Annotated in this window: 17 protein-coding genes and 2 pseudogenes; 4 read left to right on the plus strand and 15 right to left on the minus strand. The window is 68.9% G+C overall.

What is annotated here, in order from left to right; genetic code table 11:
* Nucleotides 1–88: 88 nt before the first annotated feature.
* Nucleotides 89–589 (plus strand): TetR/AcrR family transcriptional regulator, encoded by a 501-nt coding sequence (locus tag ABZ321_RS21175; protein WP_344515024.1) that lies wholly within the window; start codon nt 89–91, stop codon nt 587–589.
* Between the two features lie 282 nt (nt 590–871).
* Here ABZ321_RS21175 and ABZ321_RS21180 read toward each other — a convergent pair whose 3' ends face one another.
* The 12 genes from ABZ321_RS21180 to ABZ321_RS21235 all read right to left on the minus strand — a co-directional run bounded on the left by ABZ321_RS21180 (nt 872) and on the right by ABZ321_RS21235 (nt 16,074).
* Nucleotides 872–2,158 (minus strand): ABC transporter substrate-binding protein, encoded by a 1,287-nt coding sequence (locus tag ABZ321_RS21180; RefSeq protein ID WP_354893616.1) that lies wholly within the window; start codon nt 2,156–2,158, stop codon nt 872–874.
* Complete coding sequence (gene fucP / locus ABZ321_RS21185; protein WP_354893619.1) at nt 2,155–3,531, minus strand: L-fucose:H+ symporter permease; 1,377 nt, start codon at nt 3,529–3,531, stop codon at nt 2,155–2,157. Before fucP ends, ABZ321_RS21180 begins: the two co-directional genes overlap by 4 nt.
* A 182-nt stretch (nt 3,532–3,713) precedes the next feature.
* On the minus strand, nt 3,714–5,444 hold the full coding sequence (locus tag ABZ321_RS21190) for a glycosyltransferase (RefSeq protein ID WP_354893622.1): 1,731 nt from the start codon (nt 5,442–5,444) through the stop codon (nt 3,714–3,716).
* Complete coding sequence (locus ABZ321_RS21195) at nt 5,441–7,000, minus strand: glycosyltransferase family 39 protein (RefSeq protein WP_344515032.1); 1,560 nt, start codon at nt 6,998–7,000, stop codon at nt 5,441–5,443. The genes ABZ321_RS21190 and ABZ321_RS21195 overlap by 4 nt, the downstream gene beginning before the upstream one ends.
* A complete protein-coding gene (locus ABZ321_RS21200; RefSeq protein WP_354893625.1) occupies nt 6,997–8,388 on the minus strand; it encodes a glycosyltransferase family 4 protein in 1,392 nt (463 codons plus the stop codon). Before ABZ321_RS21200 ends, ABZ321_RS21195 begins: the two co-directional genes overlap by 4 nt.
* 50 nt (nt 8,389–8,438) lie before the next feature.
* Complete coding sequence (locus tag ABZ321_RS21205) at nt 8,439–9,311, minus strand: glycosyltransferase (RefSeq protein WP_344515035.1); 873 nt, start codon at nt 9,309–9,311, stop codon at nt 8,439–8,441.
* Between the two features lie 193 nt (nt 9,312–9,504).
* Nucleotides 9,505–10,836, minus strand: a complete 1,332-nt coding sequence (locus tag ABZ321_RS21210; protein WP_354893628.1) for a carbohydrate-binding domain-containing protein — start codon at nt 10,834–10,836, stop codon at nt 9,505–9,507.
* 50 nt (nt 10,837–10,886) lie between these two features.
* A complete protein-coding gene (locus ABZ321_RS21215) occupies nt 10,887–12,320 on the minus strand; it encodes an oligosaccharide flippase family protein (protein ID WP_354893631.1) in 1,434 nt (477 codons plus the stop codon).
* Between the two features lie 43 nt (nt 12,321–12,363).
* Nucleotides 12,364–13,302, minus strand: coding sequence for a polysaccharide deacetylase family protein (locus ABZ321_RS21220; RefSeq protein ID WP_344515041.1), 939 nt, complete (start codon nt 13,300–13,302; stop codon nt 12,364–12,366).
* Nucleotides 13,299–14,225: a glycosyltransferase gene (locus ABZ321_RS21225; protein ID WP_354893634.1), complete on the minus strand. Its 927-nt coding sequence runs from the start codon at nt 14,223–14,225 to the stop codon at nt 13,299–13,301. The genes ABZ321_RS21220 and ABZ321_RS21225 overlap by 4 nt, the downstream gene beginning before the upstream one ends.
* A complete protein-coding gene (locus ABZ321_RS21230; protein WP_344515045.1) occupies nt 14,222–15,541 on the minus strand; it encodes a hypothetical protein in 1,320 nt (439 codons plus the stop codon). Before ABZ321_RS21230 ends, ABZ321_RS21225 begins: the two co-directional genes overlap by 4 nt.
* Nucleotides 15,541–16,074 (minus strand): zinc ribbon domain-containing protein, encoded by a 534-nt coding sequence (locus ABZ321_RS21235; protein WP_354893637.1) that lies wholly within the window; start codon nt 16,072–16,074, stop codon nt 15,541–15,543. Before ABZ321_RS21235 ends, ABZ321_RS21230 begins: the two co-directional genes overlap by 1 nt.
* Here ABZ321_RS21235 and ABZ321_RS21240 point away from each other — a divergent pair.
* Both ABZ321_RS21240 and ABZ321_RS21245 read left to right on the plus strand, forming a co-directional pair.
* On the plus strand, nt 15,958–16,872 hold the full coding sequence (locus tag ABZ321_RS21240) for a DUF2795 domain-containing protein (protein WP_354893640.1): 915 nt from the start codon (nt 15,958–15,960) through the stop codon (nt 16,870–16,872). The two genes, ABZ321_RS21235 and ABZ321_RS21240, sit on opposite strands and share 117 nt — an antisense overlap.
* A gap of 33 nt (nt 16,873–16,905) precedes the next feature.
* Nucleotides 16,906–17,038 (plus strand): annotated as a pseudogene (locus ABZ321_RS21245) (IS5/IS1182 family transposase); the annotation flags it as partial.
* A 108-nt stretch (nt 17,039–17,146) separates the two neighbouring features.
* Here ABZ321_RS21245 and ABZ321_RS21250 read toward each other — a convergent pair.
* From ABZ321_RS21250 to ABZ321_RS21260, 3 genes are all read right to left on the minus strand, one after another.
* Entirely contained in the window at nt 17,147–17,722 is a 576-nt protein-coding gene (locus ABZ321_RS21250; RefSeq protein WP_344513421.1) for a type 1 glutamine amidotransferase domain-containing protein, read from the minus strand.
* Between the two features lies 1 nt (nt 17,723).
* Nucleotides 17,724–18,884, minus strand: a complete 1,161-nt coding sequence (locus tag ABZ321_RS21255; protein WP_354893643.1) for a glutathione-independent formaldehyde dehydrogenase — start codon at nt 18,882–18,884, stop codon at nt 17,724–17,726.
* Nucleotides 18,885–19,273: 389 nt separating this feature from the next.
* The gene (locus ABZ321_RS21260) at nt 19,274–20,380 is read right to left on the minus strand and encodes a hypothetical protein (RefSeq protein ID WP_354893647.1); all 1,107 of its coding nucleotides are present in this window, start codon (nt 20,378–20,380) and stop codon (nt 19,274–19,276) included.
* Nucleotides 20,381–20,487: 107 nt separating this feature from the next.
* Between ABZ321_RS21260 and ABZ321_RS21265 the strand changes: the two are divergent.
* Nucleotides 20,488–20,625, plus strand: a pseudogene (locus ABZ321_RS21265) (glutathione-dependent formaldehyde dehydrogenase); the annotation flags it as partial.
* Between the last annotated feature and the right edge of the window lie 54 nt (nt 20,626–20,679).

A 20,679-nucleotide genomic window follows, 5' to 3' on the forward strand; every position in this document is an offset into this window, starting at 1 on the left:
GATGGCCGATCAGACCGGTGAGGCGCCGCGGCCGCGCAGGGGCCGTCCCCGCGATCCTGGTGTAGATACTGCGGTACTCGCTGCGGCGGTGGAGTTGCTGGCCGACGTCGGCTATGCGGGCCTGACCATGGAACAGGTCGCGGTGCGGGCCGAGGTGAGCAAGGCGACCGTCTATCTGCGCTGGCCCAACAAGGCGGCGCTGGTCGCCGAAGCGATGCAGCGCCACGCCGACGTGGTTCCCGACATCCCCGATACCGGCAGCCTCGCCGAGGACATGCGACGCTTCCTGCACGCGCTGCTGCAGGGGAAGAACCGCGGCGCGCAGGCTCTGGCCGCCGTCAGCGGGGAGACCGCCAGCAACCCGCAGCTACGCGAGTCGTTCCGCGCCGGTATGACCGGAGCGCTCGTACAAAGCCTGCGCACCATCGTCGAACGCGCCATCACCCGCGGTGAAATATCCGCGAGCACAGACGTCGAACTGCTCTCGCTCCTGCCCGTGGCGACCATGCAGCACTGGCGGCTGGTCAGCGACCAACCAGCCGGTGCAGCACTGATGGATCGCATCGTGGCCCAGTTCTACACACCCTGACCGCCATGGCGAGGGTGCTGTTGTGGCCGAAGCGGCGTTCCGGAAAGGGACCTCGCTATGCGGGTGCGTGATGAGCTGGGTGAGGTCTTCGCCGACGGGGCGTTCATCGACGCGTTGGGGATCCGTGGCTCGCCGGGGCAGCTGGCGATGGTCACGGTGCTGCAGTTCGCAGAGGAACCTCACCGATCGGCAGGCCGCCGACGCGGTGCGGGGACGTACCGACTGGAAATACGAGTCCCACGGGATCAAGCATCGTGTGAGCAACCAAGCTTGACCCCCGCATCAGCGTGGCGGGATCTTGTCCTTGGTGACCGCGTTTTCGAGATCCCGGGCGAAGGCGTCCGGGTCGTGGGTGCGTACGTAGTTCGACACGGCGTCGTAGAAGCCCTCCTGGAACTCCGGGCTCATGGCCTCGCCGTGAGCGACCGACAGCAGCACCGATGAGCCCCAGAGGCTCTTCGAGGCATCGCGCTGGTAGGCGGACAGGGGCGAAGTGTCGACGTTCCGGAGCACCGGTACTGACCCCTTCGCCTTGCTGAACGGGATCTGGGTCGCCGGCTTGCTGATGTCGCTGAGGAAGGCAAGGGCGTTCTTGGCGTTCCTGGCCCTGGTCGCGGCCACGAAGACGTCGACAACCGCGAGGAAGCTGTCGCCGGTGCCGGGAAACGGCACAGCTCCGAAGTCTTTGCCCTCCCGTGCGCCATCGGCGACCAGCTCGCCGTACGCGGAGTCGTTCAGGGACTCGAAGGCGCAACCACCGGTGGCGAGCTTCTTTGTCGCCGCGTCCCAGGTCAACGTACCGGCTTCGGGATCGGCGTACGCGAGGATGTCGCCGAAGGTCCGCAGCGCCGTCCGCACCTGCGCGCTGCGCCAGTTGAGGCGGTCGCCGGCCATGTCCTGCCAGCCCTTCACCCCGATGATGCTGAGCAGCACGTTCTCGAACAGCTCGACGGTGGTGAACGGGTCCTTGCCGCCGAGACACAGCGGGGTGGCTCCGGAGGCCCTGACCTTCTGCAGACTGTCTAGGAACGCGGCAAGGGTGTAGTCGCTGGAGGGCAGCGCGACGCCGGCTCGGTTGAGTAGCTCGGTGTTGAACCACAGCATATTGCTGCGATGGGCACCCGTCGGCACCCCGTACGGCTTGCCGTCGTGCATGAGCGAATGCAGGATGGTCGGTTGCATCGTCGCGCGCAGGTCACCGTCGGCGAAGACCGACGTGACGTCGCGGATGACGCCGCGGTCGGCGTAGCCTTGCACGGACTTGCCCGTGAAGGTCTGCCAGACGTCGGGTGGGTTGCCGTGCTGCAGCCGTTTGGCCAGCGCCACGACCGCCTGTGACCCGGCGCCGCCTGCGACCGCGGCGTTGACGACGTCGACATTCGGATTCGTCTGGTGCACGGCTGACAAGAGGACGTTCAGCGCGGCGGCCTCCGACCCGGAGGTCCACCACGACATGACCTCGAGCTGCTTGGTGTCCGTCGTGGCGCTCGTCGGCTTCTGCGCACCGCAGCCGGCCACGGCGAGCGCTATGACTGCGACTACCGCGACCGCGCGGCGCTGGCGGTTCATGCCGCGCTCCCGGTGACGGTGTTCGGCCCGGAATCGCCGGGCAGGCCCGACTCGGTGCTCCCGCGGACGGATCCGGGCGCGGCTCTGAGGTCGTAGAGGGCGTAGAGCCCGACGACGGCGAAGCATGCGGCTGGGACGGCAAAGGAGGTCGCCGCGCTCGTCTGGTCCACGAGCTTGCCCTGGAGCAGCGGCATGATCGCGCCGCCCACGATGGCCATCACGAGGCCGGCGGCGCCGAACTTGGTCGCCGGCCCGAGCCCTTTGAGGGCAACGCCGTAGATTGTCGGGAACATGAGAGACAGACAGAAGGACAGGGCGACCACGGCGAGGACCCCGGCGAGGTTGGGACTCGATATCGCGAACACGCAGAGCATCACTGCCAGCAAGGCCAGCACGGCGAGCACCTTGGTGGCGCGCACGCGACCAATCACCCACGTCATCAGGAAGCGTGATCCGAGGAAGACGAGCAAGCTGACCTGAAGGTAGGCGCCGCCCTTCTGCAGGCTGCCGCCCAGTGCCTGTTGTACATACTGGATCAGGAACGTCCAGGTGCACACCTGAGCCGCGACGTTCGCAAACTGGGCGATCACCCCGAAGCGGTAGCGCTTGCTGCGCCACAGCACGCCGAACAGGTGACCGGTGCCGCCGACGTGCGGGCCGGCATCGGGGAACTCCTCGATGATCGGCGGCGCCTTCTGACTCGCGATGGCGACGGCGATGAGCAGCAGGAGGAAGGCCAGCCCCAGGTAAGGGGCCATCACGGCGCCGAGCTCGCCCGCGCGGACGGTGTGCAGCTGGGCTGGGCTCAGTGACGAGATGTCCACCGGGTCCACGAGTTTGGGCAGGATGAGCGTCGAAGCCAGCAGCACACCGATGTTCGTCCCCAACGGATTGAATGCCTGGGCGAAGTTCAGCCGCCAGGTCGCCGTCTCCTCCGGGCCGAGCGACATGACGTACGGGTTCGCGGAGGTCTCCAGGATCGAGCAGCCGGCGGCCATCGCGAACAGGGCCAGCAGGAACGCCTCGTACGTCATGATCTTGCTCGCCGGGTAGAAGAGGAAGGCGCCCAGCGCCGCCAGCCCCAGTCCGGTGAGGATTCCCGTCTTGTAGCCGAAACGCTGGTTGATGAAGGCCGCCGGAAGCGCGAGCAGGAAGTACGCGCCGAAGTAAGCCAACTGGACGAGCGACGCCTGGAAGGTGCTCATCTCGAAGATGCGCTTGAAGCCTGCCACCATCGGCGTGGTCAGGTCCTGCGCTATGCCCCAAGCGGTGAAACAGCCGATCAGAGCAATGAAGAGTAGTAGCATCCCGCTGCCGAGCAGTTGCCGCTGCTGCCCCCGCCTGTCTGCATCATCCCCTACTGACGGCGCCATGCTGGCCCTGGGCACTCCTTCCGTGAACCGCGCGTGCGCGCGGTTGGTCGTTGACCTCATGCAGCGGACTCGCAGGAGCGGATCGATGGAACACTCGCCGCTACCGCCGGGCAGACTCCACACAAAAACCGCACGTCATAGCCCCAACCGGATTTACGAGCCCGACAGGCACCTACCGGCGGTCATGCGCTGACGTTGTTCTCGGTCGGTGTCGTCACGTTTTCGCCCGAGGTAACCGGCCCGTCCGGCGACACACGGGGTTTGGCGATCCCCTCGACGGCGCGTCCCGCCGCGGGCAACGGCTTGGACGATGCCGGGGCGCCAGCGGGCGCCCGCTGCCGGACACCGACGCCGGTGCGTTCGAGGGCTGAGTCGACCGGGGAGACCTTCCGCCGCTGCAACCGGAGCGCGGGCACGGCGCCCCGCAACAGGATGGCGGCATGAACCAACGCGAACGCGACGGCGTTGAGGATCCCCGGCGTGGGGTCGCGCAGCAGCCCCCACCCGGACACGGCCATGAGCACGCCGATCGCGGCCAGCGAGGGCGCGACGGCGGCAGGCTGCCACCCGCTGCTTCCGCGCTTGGGCGTCACCACGAACCTCGCCGGTCGTCGCAGCACCGCGCGGACCGTGCAGACGATGCCTATCCAGAAACTCGTCGCCGCGAGAGCGAAGGCGGTATAGGTGTACGTGCCGAATCCGGCCGCCGCGACGCTGGCGATGGAGAGCAGAAAGTATGGCGCGAAGTGGAAGAGGAAGTCCGCCGCGCTCGCGGACGCCAGTGGCTGCCACCCGAACGCGATCCGCGCCAGCGGCATCAGCATGTAGATGAGCAGGGTCCAGCCGTACAGGAAGTACGAGGCGGACAGCAGGTACTGCAGCCGCAGTCGCATCGGCAGCCGCGAGCGAAGCACGAGCGGAATCGCCGAGATGCATCCGCGGGACCAGCGCAGCTGCTGGCTCACGTACGATGACATGTCCTCCGGTCCCAGTCCCTGGGCCAGCACCTCGGGCACGTATACGGACTTCCAGCCGTCCGCGTGCAGTCGCACGGACAGTTCGAAGTCCTCGGTGACCGTTTGCTCGGGGAAGCCGCCCGTTGACTCGAGTGCGGCGCGGCGGAAGACGATGTTGGTGCCGCAGCAGAACATCGAGCTCAGCCCGGCCTTGCCGTTGGCGATGCTGCCGAAGAACAGCGCCTGCTGCGACCACGCCGCCTGGGCCACCGCGTTCTCGGCAGCGTTCGCGTAGTACTGCGGTGACTGCACGAACGCGACGTCGCGGCTCTTGAAGTAGCCGACGGTGGCTTCGAGGAACCGCGGGCCGGGCACGTGGTCGCAGTCAAGGACCGCGACCAGCGGCGAATGCGTGCGCTTCAGGGCGTCGTTGATGTTGCCGGCCTTCGCGCCCCGGTTCGACCCGCGGCGCAGGTACTTCGCCCCGAACCGCGCCGCGAGGGCTCGCACCTCGGGGTTGTTCCCGTCGTCCAGGATCGCCACGCGCGGTCGTGCACCCTTGAGCCGGACCGCGGCCTCCACGACGGGCGCGATGATCTCCACGGGTTCGTTGTAGACGGGGATCAGCACATCCACGTACGCCTTCGGGGTCCGGCGGAACCTGGGCCGCGGTGACGCCCGGTTGTGCGCACAGGTCCACCAGAATCCGAGCGCCTGCACCAGATTGAACGTCTCGGCCAGAACCAGCACCCAGTACAGGACCGGATTGCCCACCCGGCCGGGCTGCAGCAGCCATCCGAAGTACCACACCGATGCGGTCAGGCTCAGCATGACCAGCAGCCGAAACGCCATCGCCTCACGCCGGCTGGCGCGGCGCGGCTGCCACCGTGGCGCGGTGGTTCTCGGGTCGGCTCGCTGGCCGGGCTCCGCCTCGGTCATGGTCATGGTCATGGTCATTGCAGGATCCAGATCGTGACGTTCTCCCGGTGCTCCACCCGCTGCACTGTCCGCCCTCCGATGTCGAGTTGTGCCAGCGCCTGGCCCACCAGGCTCGCGTTGTCCGGGTTGTCGAGATAGCTCGCCATGAGGAACGTGCGGCCACCGTGCTGCGCCGGCAGCGGGACGCCGCCCCTGATCGGCACGGCGGTGACGGCGGGGTGGTAGTAGCTCACCAATACCTCGAGGTACCCGGGGGCGAACAGGATGACGTCACCGGGGCGGGCCTCCTCGTTCACGAGGCGAAAGGCTCCGTTGTAGTCGTAGAGCCTCGGATTGGCCGAGTTCAGTTGCTGGTCCCCGAGGCCGACGATCATGGTCAGCGCGATCGCGGCGACCGCCGTCGCTCTCGCGGTCGTGGTTCGCAGCCAGCCGGTCGCCGCACGGGCGGTGAGGATGAGCAACGGTGGCAGCACCGAGATGAAGTACCGCAGCTCGAAGAAGGTCCGCTGCTTCGTGCCGAGCAGGTACGCGAGTGCGAACGGAACGATGACGAGCGACACCAGCAAAGCGGTGGAGCGGGAGCGTCCCCGGCCGAGCAGGAGCAGGATGGCGAGCATGCCGACCGGCCACAGCGCGACCAACCGCTCCATCGCGGCGTCGGAGTGGTAGCCCCACATCGCCCAGGCCAGGTTGGCCAGGATTACGTAGAGGGAGATGAAGCGCGAACCTTCGCCGCCCGTCGCAGTATTGCTCCCGGAGGCGCCGCCGCTCGACCCGATGAAGTCCCCGACCTGCTCCCCAGCGTACGGAACCAGCGGCAGCAGCAGCACGACCGTCACCACGGTCGCTGACAACCACCCGACAAGCAGTCTGCGCGCCATCTGCTCCCGCTTGAGCCCGCGCCGGATCACGATGGCGGCGAACACCAGGTGCTGGGTGCACAGCTGCAGCAGCGAGAAGTAGTGGGTATAGACGAGGCCAGCAGAGGCGACCGCGAACAGGCCCCAGTCCAGCCATCCCCCACGCCGGATCGCTCGTGCCTGTCCGAGCACAGCGAGGAGCGACCAGAAGATGTAGAACGCGTACATCCGCGCTTCCGCGGAGTACCAGACGGCGACGGGAGACACCGCGATGAGCAGCGCCGCCGCGACACCCGCGCGCCGGTCGTAGAGCTCACGGGCGACCAGGTACACCAACGGAATGGAGAGGGTGCCGATGATCAGGGAGGGGATGCGGACCGCGAGCGGACCGTCGCCGAACAGGCGGACGTCCAGCCAGAGAACGCTTCCCCACAGCGGCGGATGGACGTCGGCCGAGCGAAGGTCGTGCAGCATGGTGAGGTACGGCAGGCGTGCCTGTCCGATGCTGATCGCCTCGTCGAGCCACACGCTCCGCAGCGGAACCACGCGCAGCAGGGCCCCGACCGCGACGATGACGGCCAGCGCCGCCGGAACACGCAGCGACCGGGGTTTGCCCACGCGCTCCGGGTCCACCGGTGCCGCCGACGTCCCGAGCTGTTCGGCGGAGGAATCACGCGGGATCGGCGGCGCCGCTTGTGTGGTGCTGTTGCTCACGCGTACTCCAGCAGGTCGTGGGGCCGGCCGACGCGAAGGCGGACGCAGACCTGCTCGCTGGGCTGCACCCCGGCGCGTTGCAGCACGGTAAGTGCGTCGACCTCGTCGGCGCCGTGGATGAGGCCGACGATCCGGTCGCCGCGCGCCAACCAGGTGTCGGTATGCCGGCACCGCATCCGCAGATCCTCGGCGTCCGGCAGTGCCGCTCCGGACAGCTCGACGACCGTCACGACGTCACCACCCGCACGGTGATCGGCCCGGCGAAGCGCGAGCCGGGCCGCTTCGGCAGCCAGCACGAGCCGGATCCGCCCCGCAGTCCGCTCCCAGGTGAACTGCGCGGACCATGCACATGCCCGCGATGCCCATGCCACTGCCTCCGAGGAGCGGCCGAGGCGCTCGATGAGGCCGACGATCGCGTCGGCGAGCTGCGACTCGTCGTCGATCAGCACGCCGGTTCGACCGTCGAGAACCGCGTCCTGCACCCCGGCCACCCGCAGTGCCACCGCCGGCACGCCGAGCGCGGCCGCCTCCAGGATGCTCAGTCCCCATCCTTCGCCGGTGGACGCGCTGACGGTGATCCACGCCGTCTGCAGTATCGCTGTCCGCTCGGCATCGGTGACGCGTCCGTAGATGACGACGGATGGTTCAAGCCCGAGCCGCTTGACGTACGCGCGAACGCCGTCGAGTTCGGGGCCGTCGCCGACCAGGTGCAGCTCCAGCTCGCCCACTACGGTCCTGGCCTTGGCGAAGGCCTCGAGCACGAGGTCCATCCGTTTGTGTGGCACGAGGCGACTGACGCAGACGATGCGCGGCTGGGCCGCCCGGCGTCCGATGTCCGGTACGACGGGGCGGTCCATCCCGCACGGGACGATGAAGACCTTCCCCTTGAGCCCGAGCTCCCGGCGAATCGCGTTCCGGGAGGAGGGCGAGACGGTCACGATCGCCCGGTGGCCGTAGACCAGTCCGGTGGCGGTCTTCTCCAGCCACCGGCCGATCCACCGCATCGGCCAGCCGAAGTACTCCGCGAACTGTCGCTGGTGGACGTGGTGGATCAGGAGGACCACCGGGACCCGACGCCCGACTGCGAGTGGGGCGAAGAACGGAATCCCGTTCTGGGAGTCGACGACACCGTCGATGTGCTTGCGGTGTCGCCAGAGCCACACCAGCACCGCGAGGTAGACCGTGAACGTCCCCCCCATGCGGACGATGCGAAAGCCGTGTCGCTCCTCGACGGCCGGGCGACCGGATACTCGAGCCGTCAGGTATGTGACCTTCACGCCCTGCCGCACAAGGTGCTGGGCAACCTGCTCGCAGTACAGTTCGGCGCCGCCGGCACGCGGGTGACTCCTGTCCCGCCAATTGAGCACAGCGACGTGCTGAACCGTCACCGCGTTTCCTCCCTGGGTCGAATGAACGAGTTTCTGTCAGCGGACGCAAATCATGGTTCGAGAAGCATTCGTTCCCGCTCCCGTGGCTGGGCGATAATTGCGGGTCGCAGCACCAGCGGGTCGCCGGGGCCGCTGCCGAGAATGCGGAGGCTGATCAATTCCAGATAGGCGCGGGCGCCGTCTCTGACCAGACGCAACGTCGAGCCTCCGCGCTCCGTCCAGTCGACCGGCAGTTCGGTGATCGGAATGTTCGCCCGGTGTGCCAGGGCGAGTAATTCGAGGTCGAACGCAAATCCTGACAGACGTGATTGCATGAACAGTTGCCGAGCGAGCGGCGCCTGGAAGAATTTGAAGCCGCACTGCGTGTCGGACAGGTCACCGACCATGCCCCGGCTCAGCGACCGGAATCCGATGCTGCCCATGCGCCGGATCAGGGGCTGGCGGACGAGGAGCCGGCCGCCACTGCAGTACCTGGATCCGACGATGATCCGGTGACCGGCGGACAGAAGTCCGACGACGCCTGGGATTAGATCGGCGGGTGTCGACGAGTCGGCGTCGCAGAACCCGACCCAACGCGCCCGCGAGGTCAGAATTCCGCGCCGGACGGCGGCTCCCTTCCCCTGGCGTGAGCAGCCGATCACGTGGACGCGCAGACCGTCGCAGGCGTGGTCGGCGACGTCCGCGGTCCGATCCGTGCTGCCGTTGTCGACGACCACGATGCCGACGCTCCACGGCAGCCGGGCGGTCTTGTTCGCCAGGTCCCGAAGCGTCGCGCCGAGACGGGTCTCCTCGTTGTATGCCGGGATGATGATTTCGAGGTCCACCGCGGGTCGCGCGACGTCGGAGATGAGGGATCCGCCGACAGCACGGGCCTCGACAGAACGTTCGGAATCTTCCTGACTTCCTCGTTGCTGCAGGCGCAATTTAACAACCTTACCTGTGCGGAATTCGATCGATGATTTGGTGCGACCTTCAATAGCCGAAGAATCGTTGATTCCCTTGCTGCCGGCTCTTGAATCGAGTCCGCATCCGACCAGGGCCTACGCCCAATTCTTGGGCTTTGTCGCCGAGCCTAGCAGCCTCCTGTACCCGCCTGCGGAAGAATGCGGAGTTCGCCTAGCCGGGAAGGCCGGCCGTCGGAGTGTTCAGCGACGGCGGAAGCGATGCCGAATACCTGCCGATAAGGCCCGCCGATGCGCCGCGGATCGGACCGGGGTCGTCGAGATAGTGATCCGGCATGAAGTTCCACGCGAAGAGCCCGTCGTTCGTCAGCGCCGCCATCGAGGAGTCCGTCAACACCGTCTCGGTGAACTTGGTGAAGGCTTTCACCTGGCATTCGGGGCTGCCCCACAGCTTGAAATGCGAAATCATGACCCGCTTGCCGTACGAGCCCAACTGTCGTACGGAAGTCTGGATCTGGGGAACCAGCGCGCTCTGCCCGTCGTGCTCGTAGTCGCAGGCGTGCATCTGCTGGACCGCGGTGAAGTCGCTCGCGGCGATCGCGTCGGACCAGAACGACAGGTCGCGGTCGCCCCAGCTGCCCCACAGGTAGCCGCCGAAGCCGAGTGCGACACGTGCGCCGGCGTATTCAGCGCGGACGGCAGCGGCCGCCTCGAGGTATGCCGCCTTCAGGCGGGCGGGGTACCCGGGGTCGGACGAGTAGGTCTCCCACTCGGTGAAGAGGACGACGTAGAGCGGCCCGAAGTGCGGCCCGCTGCCCTTCAACGCCGAGGTGACGACCTTGATGTCGCGTTGGAACTGTTCACTGACCGCGTACTCCGGGTGGTCCGCGAGCCACACCACCAGCTCGACCGCCTTGCCGGATCCGTAGAGATCAGAAATCGTCGACGGCCGGGCGTACCCGCTGATCCACGCCAGATCGCCGGGGCCGTTGTACCAGGTCGTGACCATGCCCATGCCAGTGTCGCGGTACAGCGGGGCCGCGACGGCGTCCCCGATTCCGGGTCCCAGGCCCCAGAGCACCCGGGCCTGTGCGCGCGGCGACGACGCCGGGTCCGACGTATCGAAGACGGCGCGGTCAAGGTGGAGGTTGCGATCGCACGCGTCGGTGGCGAGGTCGTTCGCGAAGCTCAGGGACAGCGTGTGCGCACCTGCTCCCCAAGAGCCGGCGATGGCGTAGTCGGCCCATGAGGACGCGTGCACCTGGACCGTCTCGACCAGCCGGCCGTCCACCTGTACCCGCATGGCCGGGGCGCCGGAGCACTGGTCGCCGCGAGCACGTACAACGAGCTGGGCCCCCGCCGGCACGGTGAGTTCCGCGCTTGCGGTCGCGTCCGTCCACATCTGCAGGGCTTTTCCGCCGTTGGCCTCGGGATCGCGGTACGTGCCGGCCGCGCCGGACGTCACCCGCATCGACTCCGCCTCCAGATCCACGGTGGTGAGACCGGTTCCCGTAGCGTGCACGAACAAGCCGTACCCCAGCAGCACGGTTGTGATGGACACATACTGGATCCACCGCATTCTCGTCATGTGCCTGTTCACGCCTGAGCGGCCCGTCGCTTCGGTCGCAACCGCCGCAGGAACGTCCGGACGCGGGCCACTTCGTCGTCCCGCAGCAGCCGCGCCTGGACGGCGGCGACCGCATAGAGGGCGAGGCCGACTGCGATCACCGCCAGGGCGGGCAGCTCCGGCACGACATCGGCCGCCGCGAGCAGTACCACCAGCGGCGCAAGGGTCAGCGGGTATCGCAAGGCGACCCTCCGGCTCGGCCAGGACGTGCCGTAGTGGCTGACGAAGAGTTGACCGAGCACTATCGCCCCGGTCCAACTCCCCACGGCGAAGGCGACAGCGGCGCCCGTCGTTCCCCACCGGGGCACGGCCACGGCGAGGGCGATCGCCTCGACCATCAGCGCGATGGGGACCCGCCGCGCCAACGACGCCGTCAGGCCGCGCGCGTAGAGCGTCTTGAGCAGCATGTCGGCGGTCAGCAGCCCCAGGGTGCCGACGGCAAGGATGCGCAGCAGGTCCGCGCCGCGTTCGTACGGTGCGGGAAAGAACAACGCCAGCGCGGTTTCCGGGGCGACCAGCAGGATCAACTGCAAGGGCACCAGCGCGAGCGGCACCCATCGGTAGGCGGCGAGAAACCAGGATCTCACCGCGGCCGCGGTCTCCGCCTTCGCGATGAAGGGGAACACGGCGCTGCTGAGGGTCTCGGCCACGAAGTACGGCGCCCGCGCGAGCACCGCCGCCGCCTGGTAGACCGCGATGTCGCCCGCGCTCACACCGTGCCGCTGGCCGATGAGGCTCAGGGCGACGACATCGGTCGTCAGGATCAGGCTGACCGCGGAGGTGGCGATGCCCATCGACACTGCTCGGGATGTGGTGGCGCGCCAGGCTATCGGGCCGGGCCGGGGCAGCCGGTCCCGCAGTGCCCAGGCGCCGACAACCGCCGCCGCGATCGCGCCACCAAGGAATCCGACGGCGGCCCCGCCGATCCGCAGCGGCATCAGGCTTACGAGCATCAGCGTCAACGCGACCTTCATGCCGATGCCCGTCGTCTGCATGAAGCCCAGGCCGTCGAAGCGCCGCTCTCCGTGCAACGCTCCCTGCAGGGTCGTGCTCACCGAGGCTATCGCGATCGTCGCCGCGATCACCGCTGCCGTCGCGACGGAGATGCCAGGCACCACGCCGCGAGTGATCTGCGCACCCACGAAGACGAGCGCGAGCAGGGCGCCGAAGCCGAGATTGCCCACCAGAGCAGCCCGATACGCCGCGTCGACGCCGAGGCGGCCGTCCGCCTGCGCGATGACGCCCGTGAGGGCCCAAGGGAAGCCGGCGGACAGCAGCGCGGAGCAGAGGAACTGGACATTCTGGAGGACACTGACGGAACCGAACTGCGACGGCGTCAGCATCCAGGCCAAGGCGACCCCGAGGCTGTAGTTGAGGACGGCGCCGACCCCGAACCGGAGCATGAGAACGACCCCGCTGGCCGCGGCCGAGCGTTGCCGGGTGAGACTAGGCATGGCGCGGGATCGATCCTTCGCGGGCCAGCACCCACCGGGCGCGACCACTGGCGGCGATGTACGCGACGGTCCGGTCGAGCACCTCGATGCGGTTCGATGTGCCGATGGTCCAGTCGTGGAAGTTGAGGTTGAAGTGCTCGCGGGCCTCGTCGAAGAGGCGGCAGAGGCTGTTCACCATGTGGTCGACCTCGCTCTGTAACGACGGCTTCGCGGGGTCGACGCGAGCGCTCAGGAAGTCGACGTCCAGGGGCGACAGTACGGGGATCTCGGTCAGCTGCCTGCGCCGGAACGGAGCCGGCCGCATGAGCCAGACGAGGTTGGCGACGCGGCTCGCGGAATGCCTCGTCCGATCGCGCCAGACGAGGTCCAGGTTGAGCAGGACGAACCCCGCCCGGCGCAGCAGCCGGACCCGGTCGAGACCGAGGCGGCTGATGAGCTTGCCGACCAGGCCGATGACGTCGCCACGGCCGATGACGAGGGGCGAGGTGGCTTCGTCGACGAAGCGGATCTCCCGGTTCGAGGCCCAGGCGTAGCCCCGGCGCTCGAAGATGTCGTACGTGGCGGCGTCGAAGAATCTCGGCGCGCCGAGGTGTGGCGAGCGAAAACCGACCGGACGGGTGCCGGTGAGCTCGACGATCCTGGCCTCCACGGCCGCCAGGTCGGCCTCGAACTGCCGGTTGTCGGCGGCGGTCATGTGTGCCGGGTTGGTGTGGTCATACCCGTGGATGGCGATCTCGTGCCCGGCGTCCGCGATGCGGGTGATCAGTTCCGGCTGCTCCTCCACGATCTTGCCGGTGGTGTTGAATACCGCTCTGGCGCCGTGGCGCCCGAGCACGCCGAGCAGGGCGGTGGTGGCGGAGGCCAGGTCGTAGGGCATCGCGGCGGGCATGCCCCACGTGCTCTCATAGTCGAAGAAGATTGTCGTGTTCACTGCTCGGTGGTGCATGACGCGATACCAAGTTCCTTGGTCGACGTGGCGATGTCCCAGGTGACGTCGGGTTTCCTACCGATGTGCACGCGGGTGTGGACGGTCAGGACGACGTATCCGACGAGCGCGAGGGGTCGTCTGCGCAGCTGCGTCAGGAAGGCGCGGACGAGGATGCCGCGGGGGACGCGGTACGACGTGGGGATGCTGAGGTCCGCGAGCGCCCGAGCCAGCTCGGCGCTCGAATGCTGGAAGCGCTCCGACTGGCGCAGGTGGTCGCGAATGGTGGCGGGGACCCGGAACCGCACCCGGATCTCGCGGGCGTACTTCGGTGTGTAGCCGAGCTGACGGGCGCAGAAGTAGACGTAGGCGTCGTTGCTGACGAGCGACGCCGGCAGCTCGAGCCGTCGGGCGAATTCCTGTCCCAGGACCAGGCATGCGCCCCGGAACGCCAGATAGTTCGAGCCACCGTCCCAGTGGGCGGCGGCCTGCTCGACCGCCGATGAGCCTGCGACCACGCACTTCTCGACAAGGGTGCGGCCAGCGAGCGGCACGGCGTTGACGGCCATCACCCCGTACTTGGGCCGGAAGTCTCGGGCGGCGCACGAGACGAAGTCCGGCGCGCCGACCGCCACGTCGGCGTCGAGGAGGATGAGGATGTCACCGTCGAAGTCCGACAGGAGCTGGTTCATGCGGGTCGTCTTGCCGAGCCGCTCCCGCGAGTCGCGGAGCTTGACGCGCTGGTCGGAAAAGCCCTGCACGATGGCGGCGGTGTCGTCTGATGAGCCGTCGGAGGCGACGACGATCTCGACGAGTTCGTAGCCGGTCTCGTCCTGCGCGAGGAGGCCGCGTACGAGGCGGCCGATGTTGGCGGCCTCGTTGTATGCGGGAATGCCGATGGAGACCCGTGGGGTCCGTAGCGAGGTCACCGGCTGCCCCCTGGACGGCCCGCATGTGATCGGAGCTTGGTGGAGGTCCGCGAGCGTCCGGCCAGCCGCAGCCGCACCCGGCGGTAGGCAGCGCGGGACACCGAGGCGACGGCCTGCCCGCCGAAGCGGAGCACCATCGCGAGCACCGGCAGCGGATCCGGCCCGCTCCCCTCGAGCCAGGCACCGTGGCTGCGAACACCCGGCGACGCGGCCGGCGCCGGCAGGCGGGCCAGCCGGTGCAGTACCTTGGCCGGGGCATAGAGATTTTCCACGATCAGCCGACGCGAGCAGTCCTGATCGCCTGCCGGCACGGTTCGGCCGGTCATGCCCAGGTGCAGGGCGCGCACCACATCGACGCCGTCCTCGGTCTGGCCGAACCTGAACTGCGCGCCGACGCGAGGGTTGAAGTCCACCAACTTGAGGCGGCCGTCGCGCCGGTCGTACCTCCAGTCGAGGTCATTCACCCCGCGGTAACCGATCTCCTTGCAGAACCTCTCGGTCAACGCGTTCAGCGCCGGGTTCCGGGCCGAGCGCGCGTCGGCGGTGCTCCCGCGTCCCGGCGGCCACGCGTACGCCTTCCGGCCGACGAAACTCAACACCGTCGCCGATCCCTCGTCACAGTAGGCGTGCACGAACCAGTCCTCGGCCTGCTCGTGCGGGATGTACTCCTGCAGCAGCACGCGTGAGAGGTCGTCGAACCCGGCGAAGCGGTTCAGGAGTTCATGAGCGCTGGACACGATGGTTGTCGTCGGCACCGCCGCCGCTCGCAGCCGCGTCCACGGCGCCACGTTCTTGGCGACCACCGGGAACGTCAGCTCGCCCGCGAGCCTGAGTAGGTCCTCGCGGGAGGTGGGAAAGACGGTGTGCGGCGTCGGGACGTCGTGGGCCGCGCACAGCTCGAACAGCCCGCGTTTGCTCGCCAGTCGCCTCGGCAGGGTCGGCGCCACCCGCGGCAGCAGGAAGTGCTCCCCGAGCGTGGCAGCGTGCTCTGCCAGCAGTACGGCGGCTTCGTCGTCGGTGGCCACCGGAACGACGGGCCGTCCAAGCGAGCGGCCGATCGCGCACAGGTTCTCGACCAGCTGCCCGGTGTCGTGCCACTGGCTGTCCGGCCACACGAAGCGACCGACGACGTAGCGCGAGAGCGCGATCGGGGTGAGGCGGTCTTCGGTGATCACGTACACCGGGACGCCGAGCCGGCCTAACGAGCGGACCACACCGAGCGTGCCGGCGTGTACCGGATAGTGGCCGATCCTGACGAGCAGGGCGGGTACTGAGGTATCGAGCCGCACTGCCGGCATGCGGTTTCTGTCGGGCATCACGAAGCTCCTGCTGGGGCACGGCCACGTCGCCTTTCCGGCGGTCGGGGCTCGTCAGGTGGTCGGCTCGGCGGCGCGCAGCGCCTCCGTACGGCGGACAGCCATCTGCCCAGAGCCGACCTCGCAAACCTCCATGCGTAGGTGAGAACAAGAGCGGGTGGGCAATCACCCGTCGCACTACAGCGCTCATCATCGACGCGATCGTCGCGGCGCTGAGCTACCTCGCTGTCAATCCGGTCTCGCTGTGCAACAGTGACGAAGTCTTCCCTCACGTACAGGTTTCTCGGACGCTCACGCTGTGGCCGGGCGCTGGTGTAGCCGTGCCGGCACCGGTACGCCGCCCGCCCGTGCGACCAGCACGGGTTCAGCACCCGCCCACACCGACCACACCACAGCAGACCGACCAACTCGTAGCGATGCACCGGACCGCCATCAGCGGCAGCCGCGGCGAGCTGCTGCTGTCCCACGACGGCGGCGGCACCTTCGCGGCATCCACATTGGACCTGGCCGGCGGGGGCGCGCGGGCGGCGCATTTCCGCGACGAACGGCAGGGATGGGTGGCCTCGACCGGGTCCGGCGGCATCGCGGTCGCGCGTACCCGCGACGGCGCCGCGACGTGGCGTACCACCACCATCCCGACGCGCTCCGAAATCGGCGCACTGCATCTCGCGTTCCGCGACGCGACGCACGGCGCCCTGCTCGCGCAGATCACCACCAGCAAGGCGTTCTCGCGGGCCGAGCTGTTCACCACCGCAGACGGCGGCGTCACCTGGACCGCACGTACCGCACCCGTGGCCGGCGACATCGCCGTCGACCCGGACGGCCGGCTCCGGCTCACCGGCGGCGTCGAGCACGACCAGGTGTACACCTCGAGCGACGACGGGCGGACCTGGAGCCGCGTCTTCCCGGTACGTGCCGAGGCCCCCGCCGCCTCGCGCACCTCTGCAGGATCAGGCCGCGGGACGGCGGCGCGCTGTCGGGCGCCCGCCGGTCAGTATCGAGGCCAAGACCAAGGTCGTTGCTCAGCAGGCCCGCCTCGCCCGGGCGCAGGCCGCGTTGCTACGACGCGGGAGGTACTGCGATACCTGAACGCGGCCGACTACCCGGCGGACAGGGAGGCGCTGCTGCGGGAGGCGGAACGGGAGGGCGCACCACCCGACGTCCTCGCGGCGATCCGCGGGATGCCACCGGTCGTGTATCGCAACAAGGAAGAGGTCGGGCGCTCCGCGAAGACCCCGATCGCCGAGGAGACGGCCGCGGAGAAGGCGGCGAAGGCCCGCGACCGCAAGCACCAGAACGTTGCTGAGTATCTGCGCCGGCCCGGGCCGTAACACCGCCGCGGCGTCCGGCGAGGTAGGGCGCCGCGGGACCGTTGCAGGCGACGACCGACCGAACTCTTCGCCGACCGCGGCTACGACCACGACAAGCACCGCAACGCCGTCCGCCCACATCGCCCGCCGCGGCACACCTCACGGCCCAGGCGTCGGCATCTACCGGTAGGCCGTCGAGCGAACCATCGCCCCCCGCCGCGACGGGCGGCGGGGGTGACAGGTGCACGCCCCCGCGCTCGCGTCGCGGCGTCGCGGTCGCGGACGATCGACGAGCTCATGCCCGGCGTGCAGCTCCGGCGGACGCCGGGGCTTTGGCGAACTCCTGCACGATGCGCTCGCAGAACGCGGGCAGGTCGTCGGGCGACCGGCTCGTGGTGATGTTGCCGTCGGTGACGACTTGCTCGTCGACCACCTCCGCACCGGCGTTGCGCAGGTCGGTGCGCACGCTCGGCCACGAGGTCAGCCGGCGACCCCGCGCGACGTCGGCCTCGACGAAGTTCCACGGGCCGTGGCAGATGGCAGCGACCGGCTTGCCCGACTGGACGAAGTCCCGGACGAACCGCACCGCGGCAGGTTCCATCCGCAGCTTGTCCGGGTTCACGGTCCCGCCCGGCAGGAGCAGCGCCTCGTAGTCGTCGATCGAAGTCGTGCCGACCAGTTGGTCGACCGTGAAGGTGCCGGCATCGTCGAGGTCGTGGTCGCGGGCCCGGATCTCGCCGGTGGCGATGGAGACGACGGCGGTGTGAGCGCCGGCGTCCTCCAGCGCCTGCCGCGGCCGCTCCAGCTCGACCCGCTCCACCCCGTCGGCCGCGAGGATGGCGACGCGGCGTCCGTTCAGCACTCCAGCCATGTCACGCACCCGCCCCTGCCATCGCCGGGTGCAGGACGACCTTCGTCCAGCCCTTGTCCCGCTTGTCGAAGTGCTCGTAGGCCTCCGGCGCGCGGTCGAGGGGCAGCTCGTGGCTGACGATGAAGGACGGCTCGGCCTTGCCCGCGACGATGAGGTCGCGCAGCTGGCGGTTGTACTTCTTGACCGGCGCCTGGCCGCTGCCGATGTGCTGGCCCTTGAACCAGAACATGCCGTAGTCGAAGGCGAGCTTGCCCTGCTTCGCCAGCTCGTCGTTGGCTCCGGGGTCCTGGGGTACGAAGACGCCGACGTTGCCGATCTTCCCGGTGAAGCGGACCGAGGCGACCAACCGGTTCATCGTCAGGTTGGCGTGTTCCTCGCCGTTGGGCTCGTGCGCCTGGTAGCCGACGCACTCGCAGCCGTTGTCGGCGCCCAGCCCCATCGTCTCGTCGAGAACGGCCTGCACCGGATCGACCTTCGAGTCGTCGATGGCGATCGCGCCGATCGACTCGGCCAGTCGCAGCCGGTCGGGATGCCGGTCGACGACCATCACCTTGCTCGCCCCGCGGATGGTCGCCGAGAGGGCCGCCATCAGCCCGACCGGGCCCGCGCCGTAGATGACCGTCTGGTCACCGGGCTGCACGCCGGCCATCTCGGTGGCGTGGTACCCGGTCGGGAAGATGTCGGCCAGCATCACGTAGTCCGTCTGGCGCTGTTCGGCGTCCTCACCCAGCCGCAGGCAGTTGAAGTCCCCCCAGGGCACGCGCAACAGCTCCGCCTGCCCGCCGCCGTACGGGCCCATGTCGGCGAAGCCGTACGCGGCGCCGGCCATGTTCGGCTCCGGCTGGGCGGTCAGGCAGTAGTTCGTCAGCTGCCGCTCGCAGTTCTTGCAGTGTCCGCACGAGATGTTGAACGGCAGGACGACCCAGTCGCCCACCCGAATCTTGTCGACGCCGGCGCCGACCTCGACCACCTGACCCAGGTTCTCGTGCCCGAACCAGCGGCCCCGCTCGAAATCGGTCCGGCCCTCGTACATGTGCAGGTCCGAGCCGCAGATGTTCGCCGAGGTGATGCGAACCAGGACGTCGGTCGGCCGCTCGATCCGCGCGTCCGGCACATCCTTGACGCTGACCTGCCGCGGCCCCTCGTACACTACTGCCTTCATTAGGCGTTCCCCGTTCGTCGATGCCTCCCTCGGCTCCGGACCTGGGCCGAGATCCTCAGTACATACTCGAAGCGAATCGCCCCGTGCCCGTATCGGCGTTTGTGCAACCGATCTGGCTGCGGTCCGGCGGCTCCGTGACCGTGCTGCAGGCCAATGGTGGCTCTGCGCCACGTCGAGGGCCTGACCTACAGCGAGTGAGCAGGGCGAACGTGCTCGGTTAGGTGACACCGCGGTGGGTATTGGTGGCTGGAATGACGCGCCCCGGCACATGGGTGACGCGGTGGACCGACGACGACCTGCGTCGGCTCAAGCCCTGACGGGCACCCGCGTTGGGCCGCCCGGCGAACGCGGCGGCCCAACGCGGCATCCGTCCGGCGCCGGCCCTGGGACTACGCGTCCTTCTCGTCCCGCCAGCCGCCGGGCTCGGGGTGGTAGCCGTACGCGGCGGCCCGCACCGTGTCCTCGTCCTCCAGCCCGGAGCCGATCGCGCCGCCGACGGTGGCCAGTGAGCTGATGATCCAGGCGAGTGTCAGATAGTCGGTGAGACCGACCGGCCGCTGCAGGGCCTGTCGCAGCACCGACGTGTCGATCAGGAGCCCCGCGGCGAGGACTGTGCCGGTGAACAGCACGAGGTAGGAGACCGTGGTGGCCAGGGTGAGCGTGATGACGGTGCCCAGGTTGAACAGCCGGGCCACCTCGGCCGGGGTCTGTTCGTCCGGTCGCTCCCACAGGTCGTGCGCGACGATCAGCCAGGTCACCAGCGCGGTCAGCCCGACCAGCATGATCACGGTGAGGCGGAGTCCGCCGAGTGCGTCGCCCATCTTCCAGATGGTGTTCGAGGCGAGCGCGAACGCGGCCGAGCCGAAGGCGCCGACCAGGAGTTTGGACAGGCCCAGCAGGGCGCGCCCGGGGCGGTTGGCCCGGACCATGCCGGACACCAGCCGGATTCGGCCGGTCAGCGGCGAAGCCAGGCAACTCAGCTCCGCGGTCTCCTCGCCCACCACGCGGCGGACGGCGGCAACCCGGCTGGTCAGTTCGGCCGGCGCCCAGCCGGCCGGCGACACCCGGTCGTCGGAGGCATCCGTGAGTAGCCGGCTCACGAGATCCGGGACGGCTGCGCGGACCGCGCGGAGCTGGCACAGTCCCAGCGCGGGCAAGGACACCGCCGCAACCCGTCGCCGAGCGGAGACGTGCGCGACAAGCGGCACCCGCTCGCTGTACAGCGGGAGGTCCGTCAGGCAGATCGCGACGTCCCACCGGGCATCGGCGCAACGGCGACCAAGATCGTCGATCAGGGCCTCGACGCCGCCGTCGCGGCGCGGCGCCACGTCACCCCACCCTTCCCGGACGGTCCAGAGCACCTCCGCGTCCACCCGCTCGGCGAGCCGATCGGCCAGCTCGGCGGCGAGCCGCGCAACCACCTGGGCCGGGTAGTCCGGCGGGGTCGCCACCAGGCCGACGACGATCTCCGGACGACGCCGAGCAATGGTGGCCATCGATACCCCTCACTCGTCTGCCGACCGAGATCACTCGTCCGACTACCCGGTCACGGGAGAGACATGCGGGGGCTGTCCACATTCACCGGCTGGTCTTGGTTGAGGTCTTGGACCGCATGGCGAAGGGCAAGCTCAAGACCGAGCACCTGGCGACTCACACCATGCCGCTGGAACAGGGTCCGACCGGCTACGACATCTTCAAGGACAAGAAGGACGGCTGCGTCCGGACCGTCTTCGTGCCGTGAGGCAAGCCGGTGAATGCGACCCCCGGCCCGTCCGGCGAACCCGGACGGCCCGGG

It is taken from the genome of Dactylosporangium sp. NPDC006015, assembly GCF_040614215.1.
In the GTDB taxonomy this organism is placed as follows: domain Bacteria; phylum Actinomycetota; class Actinomycetes; order Mycobacteriales; family Micromonosporaceae; genus Dactylosporangium; species Dactylosporangium maewongense.

Coding starts and splice junctions, on each gene's coding strand:
- ABZ321_RS21230 (WP_344515045.1), bottom strand. CDS start 15,541: ATGCCCGACAGAAACCGCATGCCGGCAGTGCGGCTCGATACCTCAGTA.
- ABZ321_RS21250 (WP_344513421.1), bottom strand. CDS start 17,722: ATGGCTGGAGTGCTGAACGGACGCCGCGTCGCCATCCTCGCGGCCGAC.
- ABZ321_RS21240 (WP_354893640.1), top strand. CDS start 15,958: ATGCACCGGACCGCCATCAGCGGCAGCCGCGGCGAGCTGCTGCTGTCC.
- fucP (WP_354893619.1), bottom strand. CDS start 3,531: ATGGCGCCGTCAGTAGGGGATGATGCAGACAGGCGGGGGCAGCAGCGG.
- ABZ321_RS21215 (WP_354893631.1), bottom strand. CDS start 12,320: ATGCTCCGGTTCGGGGTCGGCGCCGTCCTCAACTACAGCCTCGGGGTC.
- ABZ321_RS21255 (WP_354893643.1), bottom strand. CDS start 18,884: ATGAAGGCAGTAGTGTACGAGGGGCCGCGGCAGGTCAGCGTCAAGGAT.
- ABZ321_RS21190 (WP_354893622.1), bottom strand. CDS start 5,444: ATGACCATGACCATGACCATGACCGAGGCGGAGCCCGGCCAGCGAGCC.
- ABZ321_RS21260 (WP_354893647.1), bottom strand. CDS start 20,380: ATGGCCACCATTGCTCGGCGTCGTCCGGAGATCGTCGTCGGCCTGGTG.
- ABZ321_RS21235 (WP_354893637.1), bottom strand. CDS start 16,074: ATGCGCCGCCCGCGCGCCCCCGCCGGCCAGGTCCAATGTGGATGCCGC.
- ABZ321_RS21180 (WP_354893616.1), bottom strand. CDS start 2,158: ATGAACCGCCAGCGCCGCGCGGTCGCGGTAGTCGCAGTCATAGCGCTC.